The organism is Mycobacterium talmoniae, assembly GCF_001854525.1.
Lineage (GTDB): Bacteria > Actinomycetota > Actinomycetes > Mycobacteriales > Mycobacteriaceae > Mycobacterium > Mycobacterium talmoniae.
Genome location: NZ_MLQM01000108.1, coordinates 1 through 18,501 on the forward strand (window position 1 = coordinate 1; position 18,501 = coordinate 18,501).

The following is an 18,501-nucleotide window of genomic DNA, read 5'->3' on the forward strand; positions in this document are numbered from 1 at the left end:
CCCACCCACCCCCCCCGCCCCCCGCGCCAGCTGGGTAAAAGCGACGACGCCCCCGCCGCCGCCGAACAGATCGCCGCCCTTCCGGGCGCCGGCCTGCCCGACTACCCCAGCCTGATCGGGCCGGCATGCCGCAGCGTGTGGCTGCTCACCGCCGGCGGCGAACGGATCGGCCGCGACGATGCCCCGGCGCTGCCGGGGCAGGCCGCCCTGGCGGCGATGCACCGCTGCGTGGGCTTCGAATTCGCCGACCAGGCGTTCGGGCACCTGGACCTGCCGGCCGGGCCGATCGACGAGGCGACCGCCCGGGCCTGTGTGCCGGTGCTGGTCGGCGCGGCCGGTGAGGTCGCGGTGCGCGACGCGGTCCGTTACACCCGGATCCTGCGCGAGCACCCCGATCCGACCCCGGCCCGCCCGCTGGACGTCACCGCGCTGGACACCGTGCTGATCACCGGCGGCGGCGGCGCGATCGGCCTGCGTTACGCCCGGCACTGCATCGCCCACGGCGCCCGCCGGGTGATCCTGTTGAGCCGCAGCGGGGTTGCCCCCGCCGTGCTGGCCGACCTGACCGACGGCCGCTCGGTCGAGGTGTGCGCCCCGGCCTGCGACATCACCGACCCCGACGGGGTGGCGGCGGCGGCCGCCGCGCACGCCGGTGCCGGCGCCTCGCTGCTGATCCACGCCGCCGGGGTGGCCCGGTTCGGCCCGCACCACCGGCTCACCGCGGCCGACCGGGCGGCGGTGTTCGGCGCGAAAGTCGCCGGGCTGGCCCGGCTGACCGAGGCGTGGCCGCTGCGCGCCGACGCGCGGATCCTGGTGTGCTCCTCGATCTCGGGGGTATGGGGTGGGCACGGGCACGGCGCCTACGCGGCCGCCAACCGCATGCTCGACGTGCTCACCGACCGGCTGCGGGACCGCGGATGGGATGCCACCGCGGTGCGTTGGGGGCTGTGGCAGGGCGCGGGCATCGTCGACGCCGCCGAGATCACCCGCATCGAGCGGTCCGGCCTGCTGGCGATGGACCCCGACGAGGCGCTGGAGGCCAGCCTGCGTCGCCACGACGGCGACCCGCTGATCCTGGCCGCCGACCTGGACCGGCTGCGGGTCTTCTTCGACAGCCAGGGCAGCCCGCTGCCGCTGGCCGCGGCCGAAAACCCGCCCGCCGCAGCGCCAACCGAGCAGCTGCCGGTCGCCGAGGCGGTGCGTGCCGCGTTGGCCGCGGCGTTGAGCCTTCCGGAGCCGGCCGCGGTGGACCTCAACGCCGCGCTGATCGACCTCGGGGTGGACTCGCTGCTGGCGCTGGATCTGCGCAAACGGCTGCGCCGCGGCACCGGCCGCTCGGTGCCGCTGGCCAGCCTGCTCGGCGGGATCACCGGCACCCAACTGATCGATGCCCTGCAGCCCGCCGAGACCCACCGGCCCACCCGGCCAGAAAGATTGGAATCCACGCGTGACTGAGACCACCCTCGACGAACAGCGCCTGGAGCTGCTGCGCCGCCGGCTGGCCGCCCAAGGCCTGTCGCGCACCGCGGCCGCGGCCGACGACGCCCCCGCCGAGTTGTCCGACGGGCAGCGCCGGATGTGGTTCGTGCAGTCCCTGGACCCGACCAGCGCCCTGCTCAACGTGTGCGTGTCCTACCGGATCACCGGTGTGGTCGACGTGACCCGGCTGCACCGGGCGGTGGACGCGGTGGCGGTGCGGCACCCGGTGCTGCGCACCACCTTTCACACCGACGCCGACGGCGATCCGCAGCAGCGGGTGCACGACGAGCTGCGGCCGGGCTGGGCCGAACACGACCTGAGCGGGCTGGGGAAGCAGGCCCGTCAGCTGCGGCTGGAAGTGTTGGCGCAGCGGGAGTTCTCCCGGCCCTTCGACCTGACCACCGAGTCGCCGCTGCGGATCACCGCGGTCCGCGTCGGCCCCGACGAGCTGGTGCTGCTGCTCACCGCGCATCACATCGCCTGGGATGACGGCTCCTGGGCGGTGTTCTTTGCTGACCTGACCCGGGCCTACACCGACCCCGACGCGCTGGGCGGTCCCGGCCCGCGGACCCCGTCGGCGCAGCCGGCCCCCGCGGTCGTCGACGACGACCTCGCCTACTGGCGCACCGTGCTGGCCGACCCGCCCGAGCCGCTGGAACTGCCCGGTCCCAACGGTTCGGCGGTGCCGAGCAGCTGGCGCTCACAACGCGTCACCGCGCAGCTGGCCCCGTCGACCGTGCAGGCGGCCGGTGCGCTGGCCCGCGACACCGGCGCCACCCCGTACATGGTGCTGCTGGCCGGCTTCGCCGCGCTGATCCACCGCTACACCCACGCCGGCGACTTCCTGGTCGCGGCCCCGGTGCTCAACCGCGGCGCCGGAACCGAGGAGGCGATCGGCTACTACGGCAACACCGTGGCGCTGCGGTTGCGGCCGCGGCCGCGGCAAACGTTCCGGGAGCTGGTGGCGCAGGCCCGCGACACCGCGGTCGGCGCGTTCGCCCACCAGCGGGTCAACGTGGATGCGGTGGTGCGCGCCTGGAACCCGGACCGCCGGCACGGCGTCGAACGGATGACCCGGGTCAGCTTCGGGCTGCGCGAACCCGACGGCGGCGGGTTCTGCCCGCCCGGGGTGCGCTGCGAACGCGACGAGCTGCGCGGCCAGTTCACCCAGCTGCCACTGAGTTTCATGGTGGAACCGGCCGACGACGGCGGCGCGCTGATCGAAGCCGAGTATCTGGTCGAGGTGCTGGACCGCCCGCTGGTGGCCCAGCTGCTCAGCCACTACACCACCCTGCTGGACGCCGCGCTGGCCGACCCCGACACCGCCCTGGCGGTGCTGCGGATGCTCACCGACGACGACGCGGACTGGTTGCGCCGGGTCTCGGCCGGCGAAAAGTTCACTACCCCCGCCACCACGCTGCCCGCGCTGGTGCAGCGGCAGGTCGAGGCCACCCCGGACGCCGTCGCCGTCGTCTACGAGGGCCGCGCGTACAGCTACCGTGAACTCAACGCGGAAGCCAACCGGGTGGCGCACTGGCTGATCGCCGCGGGCCTGGGCGCCGAGGACCGCGTCGCGGTGCTGCTCGACAAGTCCCCGGAACTGATCATCACCGCGCTGGGCATCCTCAAGGCCGGCGCGGTCTACCTGCCGGTCGACCCCACCTACCCGGAGGACCGCCGCGCGTTCATCCTCGACGACTCCGCCCCCAAACTCGTGCTGCGCGAACCGATCCCCGACCTGGCCGGGTTCGCCACCACCAACCCCGAGCCGGACCAGTTGGTGCGTCCGCTGCGCCCGGCCAACACCGCGTATTTGATCTACACCTCCGGGTCGACCGGGCTGCCCAAGGGGGTGCCGGTGCCGCACGCCCCGATCGCCGAATACTTCGTCTGGTTCGGCGGCGACTACGGCGTCGACGCAGCCGACCGGCTGCTGCAGGTGGCCTCACCCAGCTTCGACGTGTCGATGGGGGAGATCTTCGGCACCCTGTCGTGCGGTGCGCGCCTGGTGATCCCGCGCCCCGACGGGCTGCGCGACATCGGGTATCTCACCGAGCTGCTGCACCGCGAAGGCATCACCGCGATGCATTTCGTGCCGTCGCTGCTCGGGCTGTTCTTGTCGCTGCCCGGGGTCAACCAGTGGCGCACCCTGCGCCGGGTGCCGATCGGCGGCGAGGCGCTGCCCGGCGAGATCGCCGACAAATTCCACGCCACCTTCGACGCGCTGCTGCACAACTTCTACGGCCCCACCGAAACCGTCGTCAACGCCACCCGGTACAAGGTGGAAGGCAAACAGGGCACCCGCATCGTGCCGATCGGGAAGCCCAAGATCAACACCCAGGTGCATCTGCTGGACGACGCGCTGCAGCCGGTGCCGGTCGGGGTGATCGGCGAAATCTACATCGGCGGAACGCATGTGGCCCACGGCTATCACCGCCGACCCGGGTTGACCGCGGAACGCTTCGTCGCCGACCCGTTCACCCCCGGCCGGCGGCTGTACCGGTCCGGGGATCTGGCCCGGCGCAACGCCGACGGCGATATCGAGTTCGTCGGCCGCGCCGACGAGCAGGTCAAGATCCGCGGCTTCCGCATCGAGCTCGGCGAGGTCGCGGCGGCGATCTCGGTGGACCCCAGCGTCGGGCAGGCCGTGGTGGTGGCCGCCGACCTGCCGCAGCTGGGCAAAAGCCTGGTCGGCTACCTGACCCCGGCCGACGGCGCCGGCACCGACTCGGTGGACGTCGACCGGATCCGCGCCCGGGTGGCCGCCGCGCTGCCCGACTACATGGTGCCGGCCGGTTACGTCGTCCTCGACGAGATCCCGATCACCGCGCACGGCAAGATCGATAAGGCCGCGCTGCCGCAGACGCAGATCGCCGCCGGCGCCGCCTACCGCGAACCGGTCACCGCGACCGAGCGGCAACTGGCCGCGCTGTTCGCCGAGCTGCTCGGGCATCCCCGGGTGGGGGCCGACGACTCGTTCTTCGACCTGGGCGGGCACTCCCTGGTGGCCACCAAGCTGGTGGCCGCCGTGCGGGCGGACTGCGGGGTGGACCTGGCCATCCGGGAGATCTTCGAGCTGGTGACGGTGGCCCGGCTGGCCGACCGCATCGACCAGCTCGCCGCCGGCGCTGGGCCGCCGCCGCGACCCAAGCTGATCGCGACCAGCCACGACGGGCCCCAGCCGCTGTCGGCGTCGCAGCTGCGCAGCTGGTTCGCCTACCGCATCGAGGGACCCAGCCCGGTCAACAACATTCCGTTCGCCGCCCGGCTGACCGGTCCGTGCGACGTCGACGCCCTGCTCGCCGCCGTCGACGACCTGATCGCCCGGCACGAGATCCTGCGCACCACCTACGTCGAGATCGACGGCGTCCCTTACCAAGTGGTCAACCCCGCCGGGCGGCTGCCGGTGCGGCGGGCGACCGGCGAATCCGACGCCTGGCTGCAGGCGCAGCTGGACACCGAGCGCCGGGGTTGCTTCGAACTGGACCGCGACTGGCCGATCCGGGTGGCGTTGCTGCACACCGGCGGAGCCCACGTGCTCTCTTTGGTGGTGCACCACATCGCCGCCGACCACTGGTCGGCCGGGGTCCTGTTCACCGATCTGCTGACCGCCTACCGGGCCCGCTGCAGCGGACAGGAGCCGTCCTGGGCGCCGCTGCCGGTGCAGTACGCCGACTACGCGGCCTGGCAGGGGGAGTTGCTGGCCGAAAGTCCGCAGCCGGACCGGACCGAAGCGGGCGGCATCGTCGGCGACCAACGTGACTACTGGACCCGGCAGCTGGCCGGGCTACCGGAGGACACCGGGCTGCGGCCGGACTTTCCGCGGCCCGCGGTGCCCAGCGGCGACGGCGAATCCGTCGAGTTCGGCATCGACGCCGCCACCCGCGACAAGCTGGCCGCGCTCAGCCGCGAAACCGGCTGCACCGAATTCATGGTGCTGCAGGCCGCGGTCGCGGTGGTGCTGCACAAGGCCGGCGGCGGCGCGGACATCCCGCTGGGCACCCCGGTCGCCGGGCGCACCGAAACCGAACTGGACCGGCTGATCGGGTTCTTCGTCAACATCCTGGTGCTGCGCAATGACCTGAGCGGCAACCCGACGCTGGCCGAGGTGCTGCGCCGCGCCCGCGAAACCGCGCTGGCCGCCTACGCCCACCAGGACCTGCCGTTCGATCGGGTGGTCGACGCGGTCAACCCGGTCCGGTCGCTGTCGCGCAACCCGCTGTTCCAGGTGGTCGTGCACGTCCGCGATCACCTGCCGGCCGCCCGGGTGATCGATGTCGGCGGCGAGGCGGGGCCGACCAGCTTCGCCGCGTTAGAGCCGCCGTTCGACATCGCGCACGCCGACCTGAGCGTCAACTTCTTCGCCACCGACGCCGGATACACCGGCCGCGTCATCTACCGCACCGAGCTGTACCGGCGGGCCACCATCGAACGGTTGACCGACTGGCTGACCCGGGTGGTCGACCTGTTCGCCGACAACCCCGACGTGACGCTGCGCGACGTGCAATTGACCGATGACGTCGACCGGCAGCGCCTGCTGGCCTGGAGCCGGGGCCCGGTGCCACCCGCGGACGCCCCGCACACCATCGGCGCGCTGCTCGAGCCGAGCCGGCGGTTCGGCGCCGACCGGATCGCGGTGCGCTGCGGCGACGAGCAGCTCGACTACCCGGCGCTGCACCGCCGGTCGGACAACTTCGCGGCGCTGCTCGCCGAGCACGGGGTGCGGCCCGGGACGCTGGTCGGGCTGTCCACCCGCCGCGGCATCGACCTGGTGGTGGCGCTGGTCGGGATCATGAAGGCCGGCGCCGGGTATTTCCCGCTGGACCCCGGCTACCCGGCCGCGCGCAAACGGTTCATGCTCGACGACGTTGCGCCGCCGGTCGTGGTGGTCACCGCCGAGGCCGCCGCCACCATGCCGGAAACCCCTGGCGTGCACCTGCTTTCGCTGGACGACCCGCAGCTGCGGGCCGCGCTGGATGCCGAACCGCGGCGTCGCGACCTGCCGGCGCCGCATCCCGACGACCCGATGTATCTGGTGTTCACCTCCGGATCCACCGGAACCCCCAAGGGGGTGCTGGGCACCCACCGGGCGATGACGGCGCGGCTGGACTGGCAGCTGCGGAACTATCCGGTGGAAGGCAACGACATTCGGCTGGCGCAGGCGTCGATGACCTTCCTGGAAGGCAGCATGGAGACGCTGGCCGGGCTGGCCGCCGGCGCCACCTTGATCCTGGCCGACGACGCCGAACACCGCGACGCCGACGCGCTGGCGGCGCTGCTGCGCCGCCACGGCGTGGCCCAGGTCACCGCGGTGGCCAGCCTGGTGTCCACCCTGGTCGACACCCACCCCGACGTGGTGCGCTCGCTGACCCGGCTGGTGTGCAGCGGTGAGCCGGTCAGCGTGTCGCTGCTGGAGCGGCTGGCGGCCACCTGCCCGGCGGGCGACGGCCCGGAGCTGCTGAACAACTTCGGTGCCACCGAAACCTCCGGCGGGTTGGTCCGCGGGCCGCTGAGCCCGCCGGTGCCGATCCTGGGCGCCCCCACCCCGGGCTCGCAGGTGTATCTGCTCGACGACGCGCTGCAGCCGGTGCCGGTCGGCGTGGTCGGCGAACTGTATTACGCCGGTGAGCAACTGGTCCGCGGCTACTGGAAGCGGCCCGGCCTGACCGCGTCCCGGTTCGTGCCCAACCCGTATGCCGCCACACCCGGCGCGCGGTTTTACCGCAGCGGGGACCGGGCCCGCTGGACCGAGGACGGTCGGCTGGAGTTCGTCGGCCGCACCGACCACCAGGTCAAGGTGCGCGGCTTCCGCGTCGAGCTGGGAGAGGTCGAGGCCGCGCTGAAGGCGGTGGATCAGGTGGCGGCCGCCGCCGCCCGCACCTGGGAGCTGCGCGGGACCACCACGCTGGCCGGCTACGTGGTGCCCGCGGCGCCGCTGCCCGACGCCGCCGCCACGGCCGAGTTCGCCGCCACGGTGCGCGCCGCGGCGGCCGCCGCGCTGCCCGGATACATGATGCCGTCGTCGATCACCGTGCTGGACGCGATGCCGGTCACCGAATCCGGCAAGCTGAACCGGCCCGGGCTGCCGCAGCCGGCCGCGGCCACCACCGGCCAGACCGAGCCGCCGCGCGGGGAGACGGAACGGGCGCTGGCCGCGGTGTTCACCGACCTGCTGGGGGTCGCCGACGTCGGCCGGTTCGACGACTTCTTCGCCCTGGGCGGGGACAGCATCTCCTCGGTGCAGCTGGCCGCCCGCGCCCGCGACGCCGGGCTGGCGGTCACCCCGCGGATGGTGTTCGAGCATCCCACCGTGCAGCAGCTGGCCGCCGCGCTGGAGGCCGCCGACGGCGCCGAGGAACGGGACGTGCGGCACGAGCCGATGAGCACATCGGGGCTGTCCGCCGACGACCTGGCCGCACTGCAGGCGTCGTGGCAAGGGGCGCCGTGACCCTCACCGGCGCCGAACCCGCCGCCATCGAGGATGTGATGGCGCTCAGCCCGCTGCAGCAGGGGCTGTTCTCGCTGACCACGCTGGCCGAGTCCGGGCCCGACGACGCCGACGGCCCGGTGCACGACCCGTACCTGATCGCGATGGCCGCCGACATCACCGGCGGCCTCGACGTGGCGCTGCTGCGGGACTGCGCCGCCGCGATGCTGGTGCGCCACCCCAACCTGCGGGCCAGTTTCGTGCACCGCGGCCTGCCGCACCCGGTGCAGATCGTGCCGTCCCGGGTGGAGCTGCCGTGGCGGCACGTCACCGCCGTCCCGGCGGAGGTGCCGGGCCTGGAGGACGACGAGCGGCGCCGGCCGTTCGCACTGGATCGCACCCCGGCGCTGCGTTTCCTGCTCATCGAATTGCCCGACGCCCGGTGGCGGTTGGTGATCACCGCGCACCACATCGTCATCGACGGCTGGTCGCTGCCGGTGTTCGTCGGCGAGATGATCGCGCTGTACCGGGCCGGTGGCGACCTGGACGCGCTGCCCGCGCCGCCGCGACCCTACCGCGACTACATCGGCTGGCTGTCCGGCCGGGATCACCACGACAGCCAACGTGTTTGGCGCGAGCACCTGGCCGGCCTGCCCGGCCCGACGCTGCTGTCCGGGGCGCTGGCCGCCCAGCCGCCCGAGCCCGGGCTGCCGCGGCGCACCGAACTGCGGCTGGACGCCGCCGCCACCGCCGCGCTCGCCGACGCGGCCCGCTCCCGCGGCGTCACCCTCAACACCGTGATGCAGGCGGCCTGGGCGGTGCTGCTGTCCCGGTTGACCGACCGCGACGACGTGGTGTTCGGGGTCACCGTCTCCGGGCGGCCCGCCGAACTGGCCGGGGTGGAAACCATGGTCGGGCTGTTCATCAACACGGTGCCGCTGCGGGTGCGGCTCGATGCGGCCGCCGCCGTCGGCGCGCACTGCGTTGGGCTGCAACGCGACGCCGCACTGCTCCGCGAGCACTGCTACCTGGGTCACGCCCAGCTGCGGGCGTTGGGCGGGGTCGGCGAAATGTTCGACACCCTGCTGGTCTACGAGAACTTCCCGCCCGGGGCGCTGGTCGGCGGCGGCGAATTCGCCGCCGGTGACGCCACGTTCGCGCCCGCGGCGTTGGAGAGCCTGTCGCACTTCCCGGTCACCGTCGCCGCTCACCTCACCGACGGCGAACTGACCGTGCTGGTGGAAACCCTGGACGGCGCGCTGGGCGGGATGCCCGCGGCGACGCTGGGCCGGCGGGTGCTGGCCACCGCGCAGCGGCTGATCACGTTGTGGGAGCGGCCATTAGGGGAGGTCAGCATCCTGCTAGACGACGAGGCCGGGTTGCTGCGGGACGTCGCGACGCCGGCGGCGCCGGCGCGCGGGGTGCACACCCGGTTCGCGGCGATCGCCGCCGAGCGGCCCGACGCGGTGGCGCTGAGCTGGGCCGGCGGGACGCTGAGCTACGCCGAGCTGGACACCGCCGCCGACCGGCTGGCCGCCGAGCTGGCCCGCCGCGGCGCGGGCGCCGAAACCCCGGTCGCCATCCGGCTTCCCCGCGACCCGTCCTACGTGGTGGCGCTGCTGGCGGTGCTCAAGGCCGGCGCGGTGTGCGTGCCGCTGGAACCCGGGATGCCCGAGGAACGGATTGCCTCCATCCTGCGGCAAACCGGCGCGGGGATGATCGTCGACCAGGCCCTGATGTCCGGGGCGCACCCGGCCACCGACTTCCGGCCGGCGCCGGTGTCGCCCGAGCAGGCCGCCTACATCGTCTTCACCTCCGGGACCACCGGAGAACCCAAGGGCGTCATCGGAACCCACGCCGCGCTGGAGGCCTACGCCGACGACCACCGGCACCGGGTGCTGGCGCCGGCGGCCGCGCGGCTGGGCCGGCGACTGCGGATCGCGCACGCCTGGTCGTTCGCGTTCGACGCCGCCTGGCAGCCGCTGGTCGCCCTGCTCGACGGCCACCGCGTGCACCTCGTCGACCAGCGGACCCAGCCCGACGCCGAGGCCCTGGTGGCCGCCCTCGCCGAGCACGGCGTCGACATGATCGACACCACCCCGTCGATGTTCGCCCAGCTGCGTGCGTTCGGCCTGCTGGCCGAGGTGCCGTTGGCGGTGCTGGCGTTGGGTGGGGAAGCGATCAGCCCGCCGCTGTGGGCGACGATCCGCGCCGAATGCGCCCGCACCGGCCTGGCCGCGCACAACTGCTACGGCCCCACCGAGACCACGGTGGAGGCGGTGGTCGCCGACATCGCCGCCCACGACGAACCGTCGATCGGGAGGCCGACCGCCCACACCCGCGGCTACGTGCTGGACTCCGCGCTGCGCCCGGTGCCGCCCGGCGTGCCCGGCGAGCTGTATCTGGCCGGTGCGCAGCTCACCCGCGGCTATCTGGGCCGGGCCGGCGAGACCAGCGGCCGATTCGTCGCCGACCCGTTCGTCGCGGGGGAGCGGATGTACCGCACCGGCGACCTGGTGCGCCGCGCCGGCGACGGCGCGCTGCACTACCTGGGCCGCGCCGACAGCCAGGTCAAGATCCGCGGCTACCGGGTCGAACCCGACGAAATCGCCGCCGCGCTGCAGTCGCATCCGGCGGTGGCCCAGGCCCGGGTGCTGGTCCGCGACCACCGCGGCGGCGCCCGGCTGACCGCCTACGTCGCCACCGGGGGTGAGCCGGTATCGGTGCCGGCACTGCGCGGGCTGCTGTCCGCCCGGCTGCCGCGCTACATGATCCCGCAGCGCATCATCGTCGTCGACGCAATCCCGTTGACCGGCAACGGAAAACTCGACGAAACCGCGCTGGCCGCGCTGGACGCGGCGGCCGCCGAACCCGCGACCGGACCCGAGACGGCCACCGAAACCGCGCTGTGCGAGCTGCTGACCGAGACCCTGGGCCACCCCCAGGTGGACGTGACCGCCGACTTTGTCCAGTTGGGCCTGGACAGCATCGTGGCGTTGACCGTGGTGCAGGCGGCCCGGCGCCGCGGCATCCCGCTGCGCGCCCGACTGATCCTGGAATGCGGCACCATCCGCGAACTCGCCGCCGCCATCGACGCCGACACCGTCGCCGCGGAGCGGATCGCCGAGGACATCGACGCGCCGATCCCGCTGCTGCCCAACGCGCACTGGCTCTACGAACACGGCCAGGCCCGCCGGCTGGCGCAGACCGAAGCGCTGCGGCTGCCCGAGGGCGTCACCGAGGCGGCGCTGCGGGCCGCGCTGGCGGCCGTCGTCGACGCACACCCGGTGCTGCGCACCCGGCTGGACCGGGCCGACATGACCCTGCGGCCCGCACCCCGCCCCGAGGTGCTCACCGAGATCGTCGACGTGCCCGGCGATTTGGCGGCCGCGGTCACCGAGCACACCCCGCGGATCCTGGACCGGCTGGACCCCGAAGCCGGGGTGCTGCTGGCCGGGGTGTGGCTGCGCCCGCCGACCGGGCAAACCGTGCTGCTGCTGGCCGCGCACGTGCTGGCGATGGACCCGGCGTCGTGGCTGGTGGTGCTCGGCGAACTGAACGCCGCGCTGACCGGCGACGCCCCGGTGGTCGAGCACACCAGCTATCGGCGCTGGGCGCAGGCGCTGACCGAGCGGGCCCACCGGTTGGACACCGCCGGGTACTGGGCGGCCCAACTCGACGGCGAGGACCCCGACCTGGGGGCGCGGCGGGTCCGCCCGGACCGCGACCGGGCCGCTGATCTGGCGGTGTCCACCGTGTTCGCCGACGCCGAGGTCACCGCCCGGCTGCTGGGCAGCGGCCTGCCGGTGCCCGATCAGCTGGTCGCCGCGGCGGCGGCCACGGTGACCCGGTGGCGGCAGACCCGGGGGCTGGCGACCCCGGCGCCGTTGCTGGCGTTGGAAACCCACGGCCGCGTCGACGCGCTGGTCGACGCCGGGTCGCTGGACACCGCCGACACGGTGGGCCTGCTGACCGCGATGTATCCGCTGCGGGTGCCCGCGGCGGACCCGCGGGCCGTCGCCGCGCAGCTGGCCGCGATCCCCGGCGACGGCGTCGACTACGGGCTGCTGCGGTACCTGCGGGCCGACACCGGGCGGCGGCTCAGCGCCTTTCGCGGGCCGCAGCTGCTGCTGAACTACCTGGGCCGCGGCGATTTGGCCGGATCGGCGAGCGGGGTGCGGCCCGACCGCGCGCTGCTGGCCGGGGCGTCCCCGCTGCCCGAACCCGAACTGGCGGTGCGCCACGAGCTGAGCATCATCGCCGCGGTGCTGCCGGTCGGGGACCGGCCGCTGCTGATGACGCAGTGGCGGGCGCTGCCCGACATTCTGGACGCCGCCGAGATCGCCGCGCTGCAAACACTGTTCGACGAAGCCCTGCGGGAGGTGCTGTCATGACGACGCTTGCGGTGCTCGGCGCCGGCGTCAAGGCGGTGGCGGTGGCCGCCAAGGCCGCGGTGCTGCGCGACATGGGCGTCGACGCCCCCGAGGTGATCGCCGTCGAACGCACCGAGATCGCCGCCAACTGGCGGCCCGCCGGCGGCTGGACCGACGGCGCCCACCGGTTGGGCACCAGCCCGGAAAAGGATGTTGGCTTCCCGTACCGCTCGGCGCTGGTGCCGGGCCGCAACGCCGAACTCGACGAGCGGATGACCGCCTATTCCTGGCAGTCGTACCTGATCGCCACCGGCCAATTCGCGGAGTGGATCGACCGCGGCCGACCGGCGCCCACCCACCAGCGGTGGAGCGCCTACCTGCGCTGGGTCGCCGACGCCGTCGACATGACCGTCGTTTACGGCGAGGTGGACCGGCTCGCGGTGGACGGGGCGCAGTGGGCGCTGCACACCCGGGAGGCCACCGTGCGGGCCGACGCGGTGATGATCACCGGGCCGGGCCAGGCCGAAAAATCGATCCTGCCGGGCAATCCGCGGGTGCTGTCGATCGCCCAGTTCTGGCATCGTGCCGCCGGGCACGACCGGATCTGCGCGGACCGGGTGGCGGTGATCGGCGGCGGCGAGACCGCGGCGTCGATCCTCAACGAACTGTTCCGGCACCGGGTGTCGACCATCACGGTGATCTCCCCGCAGGTCACCCTGTTCACCCGCGGCGAGAGCTTCTTCGAGAACACGCTGTTTTCCGACCCGACCGACTGGTCGGCGCTGACCCCTGAGGAGCGCCGCGACGCGTTGGCCCGCACCGACCGCGGGGTGTTCTCCGCCCGGGTGCAAGACGCGCTGCTGGCCGACGACCGGATCCGGCACCTGCGCGGCCGGGTCGCCCACGCCGTCGGGCGCGATGAGCGGATCCGGTTGACGCTGAGCACCAACCGGGGCGGCGAGAACTTCGAAACCGTGCACGGGTTCGACCTGGTGATCGACGGCTCGGGCGCCGACGCGCTGTGGTTCGTGGACCTGTTCAGCCAGGAGGCGCTGGATGTGCTGGAGCTCGGGCTGGGCGGACCGCTGAGCGGCGACCGGCTGGCCGAGGCGATCGGGCACGACCTGGCCGTCACCGACGTCGCGCCGAAGTTGTTCCTGCCCAACCTGGCCGGGCTCACCCAGGGGCCGGGCTTTCCGAACCTGAGCTGCCTGGGCCTGCTGTCCGACCGGGTGTTGGGCGCCCAGCTGTCCGCCACCCCCGCCACCCCCGCCGCCCCCGCGAGCAGACGCAAAAGCACCCAATTCGACGCCAACAACGGGGCTTTTGCGTCTGCTCGCGGCCAAAGCCCAACCGACGAGGAGAACCGATGAGCACCAATCCGTTCGACGACGACAACGGCACCTTCTACGTGCTGGTCAACGACGAAGAGCAGCACAGCCTGTGGCCGACGTTCGCCAACATCCCCGCCGGGTGGCGGCAGGTGTTCGGCGAAGCCAGCCGCGCGGACTGCCTGGCCTACGTCGAAGAGCACTGGACCGACCTGCGCCCCAAAAGCCTCCGCGACGCCATGAGTTGATCCCTGTGCGCGAGCGTGCGTGTCCCCGGCCGACACGCCGAGGTGAATACGTGTTTTGCGCACGTTCGCGGCAGCGGCACGGGTAGCCTTGCCCATCGACACCGACGCGAAGGGGACGGTTCATGGCCGGGAAATTGCTCGTCATCGGAGCGGCCGCGGTGGCCGCGATCGGAGCCGCAGCCGCCGGGGTGACGGCGTTCGCCCCGGTCGGCACGTCGGCGCAGGTGCAGCCCGTCGTCTTCGGCGCCCCGCTGCCGCTGGACCCGCCGCCGGCGCCCCCGGCGCCCAACCCGGCACCGCCGGAACCCGCCGAGAACCCGGGCCCGGGGCAGAATCTGCCCAGCGCTCAGCAGGTCACCGACCTGTTGACCAACCTGACCAATGCGGGCGTCTCGTATAAGGACAAGCAGAACCTGGTCGAAAACGGCATCGCCTCCAACGACGGTCATGTGCTGGACCACAACCTGCGCAAGTCCTACCGGGACGGGGAGCTCCCGTACTCGTTCAACGTGGTGAACGTCGCGCCGTCCGGCCCCAACCAGGCCGTCGCCAACGTGGAGATCTCCGGGCCCAAGATGGCGCCGGACACCAAGCCGCTGATGTTCGTCGACCAGGGCGGCTGGGTGCTCACCCACGACTCCGCGGTGGAGTTGATGCAGGCGTTGGCGCCGCACTGATCTTCGGCGGACGAAAATTGATTGGTTCACGCTGACGGCTGGCGGCGGTATCGTCCGGCTATGCGTACCAAGGCCGAACGCCGGGCCGCGCGCGAACGCGTAGGCGCGTATCACGAACAGCAACTGGCCGAGCTCATCGAACACGTTGCCGGTGCGGTGGATCGCTACCGGACGGGCGAGGCCGACGCCTACGCCGTCGACGAGGCCATCCACCACTACCACCGAGCGGCGCGCGAACTGTGGAAGTTCTGCTGGTCGACCGGCGGAGGGACGCACGTCGAGATCACCGATCATGTCCTCGATCGGATGGCCACCGACGGTGAAACGATCGACTGGTGGGAGCAGGTAAGGCTGCGGCAGCGCGGGTGACCGCGTAGCGCTACCCGGCCACCGCGGTCAGGTCGATCCGCGCGATGCGGGCCGGGTCGGCCAGCACGTCGATCGCGGCGACCCGCCCGCCGCGTACCACGAAGCCCATGATCGCGGTCGCCTGACCGTCGACGAACACCACCACCCCGGCCGCGCCGTTGACGGTGGCGTCACGCAGCTGCCGCTGCGGTGCGGCGTAGCTGTGGGCCAACCCGGCCACCGCCGCCGCGCCCCGCACCGTGCGGACCGCCCCCGGTCCGAAGTCGCCCCGCGCCACCACCTCGGGATCCAGCACCGACACCAACCGGTCGAAGTCCCCGGCACGACCGGCGGCGAAGAACGCGTCGACCACCTCGCGTTGGGCGGTCAACCCGCAGTCGGGTTGCGCCCCGGCGTCCCGGATGCGCCGCCGGGCGCGGCTGGCCAACTGCCGGGCGGCGGCCGGGGTGCGGTCCACAATGGCGGCGACGTCCTCGAACGGCACCGCGAACACGTCGTGCAGCACCAGCGCCAGTCGTTCGGCCGGCGGCAACGTCTCCAACACCACGAACATGGCCAAACCCACCGAATCCGCCAGCAGCGCTTGGTGTTCCGGGTCGGGGTCGGTCGCCGGTTCCACCACCGGGTCGGGTACCTGCACGACGAGCGCGTCCTGAGTCCGTCGGGCGCGCAGCATGTTCAAGCAGATCCGCGCCACCACCGTCGTCAACCAGGCGTCGACGTTATCGATCTCACCGGAGTCCCCGCGTAGCCGCAGCCACGCTTCCTGCACCGCGTCCTCGGCGTCGTCGACCGAGCCCAACATGCGATGCGCGACGGCGCGCAGCCGCGGCCGCGCCTCCTCGAAACGTGCAGTCAGCGACGGGATTTCGGTCATCGCCGGTCGGGGTCGGGGATCGCGCACACCCGGCCGGCGGAAAAGCCGGACGAGCCGATATCCAGTGCGAGGTTGAATCGGGCCCGAAAGTTACCCAGGTTGATGACGTGGGTGAGCGCAACGAGTTGCGGGGTGTTGAAATGGGCCCGCAGCGCGTCGAACAGCTCGTCGCTGACCTGCACCGGGGTGTGGCTCATCGCGGTGGCGTAGTCCAGGATCAGCTTGTCGACGTCGGAGAAGCACGCGGCGTCGTGGTAGTCGGCCAGCGCCAGCAACTCCTCGTCGGTGATCCCGATCCCGCGCGCGATCTCCGACCCCAGGTCGATGCAGTACTCGCAGCGCACCGTCGTCGCCGCCTTGAGCTCGGCCAACGCGCGGTCGCGGGGGCTGAGGATGTCCAGCTTGGACTCCGACAGTTCAAGGCGGCCGATTGCGTTGAGCAGGCCCGGGATATGGGCGTACATCCGCAGCGGCTCCAGCATGGTCGCGGTTTGCAGTCCGGTCATCTGCTTGAACCGCCGCTTGGTGAAAAAGAACGCGATCTTGGCGCCCAGTCCGGCATCCCGGTCGGACACCCCGGTGAGTCGTGGCATTTGGTGCTCCTCGGTGTAGTGGGGTTCACTACTTCGACACCTGGCGCGCCGAGAATGTGACCGGTCTGGCCGGCGCGAGCGTGCGCAGTTCCGGGATTTTGCCCGGCGTGTCGACCGGGGACACGCACGCTCGCGGCAAGAGCTGGTCAGGCCAGGACATCCATGTCGAACACTCGAGCGTGCAGCACGGTGCGGTTCCGCAGCGCGGCCCGCACCGCGCGGTGCAGGCCGTCCTCCAGGTACACGATGCCCTTCCACTTCACCGCGTGCGGAAACAGGTCGCCGTAGAAGGTGGAGTCCTCCGACAGCAGCCGGTCCAGCGCCAGCACCGTGGTGGTGGTGACCAACTCGTCCAGCCGGATCTGCCGCGGCGGGATCTGCGACCAATCCCGGTAGGACAACCCGTGCTCGGGGTAGGGCTTACCCTCCCTGACCCCCTTGAAGATCATCGGCCGGCCTTCCTCGGTGTCGCCCCCCAGCTCGCCGTGACCATGGTCAGACAGGGTAGTCCTTGGCCGGGCGAACCGGTCAACCGAGCGCGGTCAGCAGCAGCTCATCGAGGGCGGCGCCGAAATCGGTCACCTCGGTCTCACCTTCGGCCCACACCTTGGCGGCCTGGCCCGGCGGCAGGTCCGGCGACGTGCACAGCGCCATGTTGTCGCCGCTGCCGCTGAGCCACAGCAACCGGGTCGCGCAAATCCCGGTGTCGTCGCGCCAGCCGGGGATGCCGGTCGGCCATCCCGCCCAGGCGGCCAGGGTGGCCATATAGGAGGGCTGCGCCAGGCCGTAGGACTCGCCGTCCACGCCGGTGAAACCGGCGTGGACGTGGGACAGAAACCCCCGCGCCGCACCCGGAAGGGTCGCCCAAAACGGCGGTTCGTCGGCACCGAAGGTCGCCGGATCCCAGCCCAGCCACACCGCGATCTGCTGCTCGGCGGCGACGAAATACACCAATACGGCCCCCTCGTCGTCGCGGAATCCGACCCGCACATCGAGCAGGTTGGCGGCCAACGTGGCCGCGAAGTTCGGCACCAGCTCCAAAAACTCGCGCGGCCACAACGCCAACGCGGCCAGCCGTCGCTGCTCGGCGTCCGGCGACTCGACGATCGGCCGCCACGGCGGCGGAACCCGGTCGGCGGAGCCCGCGCCAAGGAAGGTCAGGGCGCCGTCGTGCTGCGGCCCGAGCAACGCCGCGACGTCGACGTCGGCGAGCGGGTCAGTCACGCTGGGCCCCGGCGTCGACGGCGGCCAGCGCGGCCACGATGTCGCGCAGTTGCTGACGCACCCGGTTCTCCAGCTCGATCTGCTGGGCCTGCCACCCCGGGTCCAGCCCGGCCAGGTACGCCGCGCTGCGCCCCCGCTTGTGCCAGTGCGCCTCCCGGGACAGCCACTGCAGGTTCAACGGCGCGTTGGCGACCTCCCACATGTGCTCCGGGGACAGGTCGGTGAACCCGGGCATTTGGACCACCTCGGCCAGCGAGATGATCCGCGACGCCGTCACCGCCGCGCCGAACTTCGCCTTCCGGATCCGCCCCGGTGCCATGCCATCCCCCCACGCGCGTGATTGGCCGCGCGGTCTTCGAGTCTAGGCGGCGCCGGACACCAAACCCGGGCTGTGCGTGCGTCGCGACGGCGCCGCGGCCCGTCACCGTAAAATGGACCGGTCGAGGAGGTGAACGCAACGATGGGAAGCGCCGACGACCGCCGCTTCGAGGTGCTGCGCGCTATCGTCGCCGACTTCGTCGCCACCAAGGAACCGATCGGGTCGAAGTCCCTGGTCGAGCGGCACAACCTGGGGGTCTCCTCGGCCACCGTCCGCAACGATATGGCCGTGCTGGAGGCCGAGGGCTACATCACCCAGCCGCACACCAGCTCGGGCCGGGTGCCCACCGAGAAGGGCTACCGCGAGTTCGTCGACCGGCTCGAGGACGTCAAGCCGCTGTCCTCGGCCGAACGCAGCGCCATCCTGTCGTTCCTGGAGTCCGGGGTCGACCTCGACGACGTGCTGCGCCGCGCGGTGCGGCTGCTGGCCCAGCTGACCCGCCAGGTGGCGGTGGTGCAGTACCCGACGCTGTCCCGCTCCACGGTGCGCCACCTGGAGGTGGTGGCGCTGTCCCCGGCCCGGCT

Annotated in this window: 13 protein-coding genes; 8 read left to right on the forward strand and 5 right to left on the reverse strand. The window is 72.6% G+C overall.

Annotation, left to right across the window (positions count from 1 at the left end):
• The 7 genes from BKN37_RS17850 to BKN37_RS17880 all read left to right on the forward strand — a co-directional run.
• Window positions 1-1,455 (forward strand): SDR family NAD(P)-dependent oxidoreductase (locus BKN37_RS17850; RefSeq protein WP_131823636.1); only part of this gene is annotated, 1,455 nt, incomplete at its 5' end.
• Window positions 1,448-7,927 carry a non-ribosomal peptide synthetase gene (locus tag BKN37_RS17855; protein ID WP_071028280.1) on the forward strand — a complete coding sequence of 2,160 codons (6,480 nt, stop codon included), beginning with the start codon at window positions 1,448-1,450 and terminating at the stop codon, window positions 7,925-7,927. The genes BKN37_RS17850 and BKN37_RS17855, both read left to right, overlap by 8 nt.
• Window positions 7,928-7,965: 38 nt before the next feature.
• Window positions 7,966-12,300: a non-ribosomal peptide synthetase gene (locus BKN37_RS17860; protein WP_071028295.1), complete on the forward strand. Its 4,335-nt coding sequence runs from the start codon at window positions 7,966-7,968 to the stop codon at window positions 12,298-12,300.
• Window positions 12,297-13,652 carry an NADPH-dependent L-lysine N(6)-monooxygenase MbtG gene (gene mbtG, locus BKN37_RS17865; RefSeq protein ID WP_083341874.1) on the forward strand — a complete coding sequence of 452 codons (1,356 nt, stop codon included), beginning with the start codon at window positions 12,297-12,299 and terminating at the stop codon, window positions 13,650-13,652. Before BKN37_RS17860 ends, mbtG begins: the two co-directional genes overlap by 4 nt.
• The gene (locus BKN37_RS17870; protein WP_071028282.1) at window positions 13,649-13,858 is read left to right on the forward strand and encodes an MbtH family protein; all 210 of its coding nucleotides are present in this window, start codon (window positions 13,649-13,651) and stop codon (window positions 13,856-13,858) included. Before mbtG ends, BKN37_RS17870 begins: the two co-directional genes overlap by 4 nt.
• Before the next feature lie 122 nt (window positions 13,859-13,980).
• On the forward strand, window positions 13,981-14,535 hold the full coding sequence (locus BKN37_RS17875; RefSeq protein ID WP_071028284.1) for an MTB12 family secreted protein: 555 nt from the start codon (window positions 13,981-13,983) through the stop codon (window positions 14,533-14,535).
• 60 nt (window positions 14,536-14,595) lie between these two features.
• Window positions 14,596-14,904 carry a hypothetical protein gene (locus tag BKN37_RS17880; protein ID WP_071028285.1) on the forward strand — a complete coding sequence of 103 codons (309 nt, stop codon included), beginning with the start codon at window positions 14,596-14,598 and terminating at the stop codon, window positions 14,902-14,904.
• Window positions 14,905-14,914: 10 nt separating this feature from the next.
• Here BKN37_RS17880 and BKN37_RS17885 read toward each other — a convergent pair whose 3' ends face one another.
• The 5 genes from BKN37_RS17885 to BKN37_RS17905 all read right to left on the reverse strand — a co-directional run bounded on the left by BKN37_RS17885 (window position 14,915) and on the right by BKN37_RS17905 (window position 17,917).
• On the reverse strand, window positions 14,915-15,781 hold the full coding sequence (locus BKN37_RS17885) for a sigma-70 family RNA polymerase sigma factor (protein WP_071028296.1): 867 nt from the start codon (window positions 15,779-15,781) through the stop codon (window positions 14,915-14,917).
• Window positions 15,778-16,374: a carboxymuconolactone decarboxylase family protein gene (locus BKN37_RS17890; RefSeq protein WP_071028287.1), complete on the reverse strand. Its 597-nt coding sequence runs from the start codon at window positions 16,372-16,374 to the stop codon at window positions 15,778-15,780. The genes BKN37_RS17885 and BKN37_RS17890 overlap by 4 nt, the downstream gene beginning before the upstream one ends.
• A gap of 146 nt (window positions 16,375-16,520) precedes the next feature.
• Window positions 16,521-16,823: a type II toxin-antitoxin system VapB family antitoxin gene (locus tag BKN37_RS17895; RefSeq protein ID WP_071028289.1), complete on the reverse strand. Its 303-nt coding sequence runs from the start codon at window positions 16,821-16,823 to the stop codon at window positions 16,521-16,523.
• 79 nt (window positions 16,824-16,902) lie between these two features.
• Window positions 16,903-17,598 carry a hypothetical protein gene (locus BKN37_RS17900; RefSeq protein WP_071028291.1) on the reverse strand — a complete coding sequence of 232 codons (696 nt, stop codon included), beginning with the start codon at window positions 17,596-17,598 and terminating at the stop codon, window positions 16,903-16,905.
• On the reverse strand, window positions 17,591-17,917 hold the full coding sequence (locus tag BKN37_RS17905) for a hypothetical protein (RefSeq protein ID WP_071028293.1): 327 nt from the start codon (window positions 17,915-17,917) through the stop codon (window positions 17,591-17,593). The genes BKN37_RS17900 and BKN37_RS17905 overlap by 8 nt, the downstream gene beginning before the upstream one ends.
• Window positions 17,918-18,058: 141 nt before the next feature.
• Between BKN37_RS17905 and BKN37_RS17910 the strand changes: the two genes are divergently transcribed.
• Window positions 18,059-18,501, forward strand: a 443-nt coding sequence (locus BKN37_RS17910) for an HrcA family transcriptional regulator (RefSeq protein WP_131823637.1), incomplete at its 3' end; no start/stop codon positions are given.

Coding starts and splice junctions, on each gene's coding strand:
- mbtG (WP_083341874.1), top strand. CDS start 12,297: ATGACGACGCTTGCGGTGCTCGGCGCCGGCGTCAAGGCGGTGGCGGTG.
- BKN37_RS17905 (WP_071028293.1), bottom strand. CDS start 17,917: ATGGCACCGGGGCGGATCCGGAAGGCGAAGTTCGGCGCGGCGGTGACG.
- BKN37_RS17880 (WP_071028285.1), top strand. CDS start 14,596: ATGCGTACCAAGGCCGAACGCCGGGCCGCGCGCGAACGCGTAGGCGCG.
- BKN37_RS17895 (WP_071028289.1), bottom strand. CDS start 16,823: ATGATCTTCAAGGGGGTCAGGGAGGGTAAGCCCTACCCCGAGCACGGG.
- BKN37_RS17860 (WP_071028295.1), top strand. CDS start 7,966: ATGGCGCTCAGCCCGCTGCAGCAGGGGCTGTTCTCGCTGACCACGCTG.
- BKN37_RS17870 (WP_071028282.1), top strand. CDS start 13,649: ATGAGCACCAATCCGTTCGACGACGACAACGGCACCTTCTACGTGCTG.
- BKN37_RS17885 (WP_071028296.1), bottom strand. CDS start 15,781: ATGACCGAAATCCCGTCGCTGACTGCACGTTTCGAGGAGGCGCGGCCG.
- BKN37_RS17875 (WP_071028284.1), top strand. CDS start 13,981: ATGGCCGGGAAATTGCTCGTCATCGGAGCGGCCGCGGTGGCCGCGATC.
- BKN37_RS17890 (WP_071028287.1), bottom strand. CDS start 16,374: ATGCCACGACTCACCGGGGTGTCCGACCGGGATGCCGGACTGGGCGCC.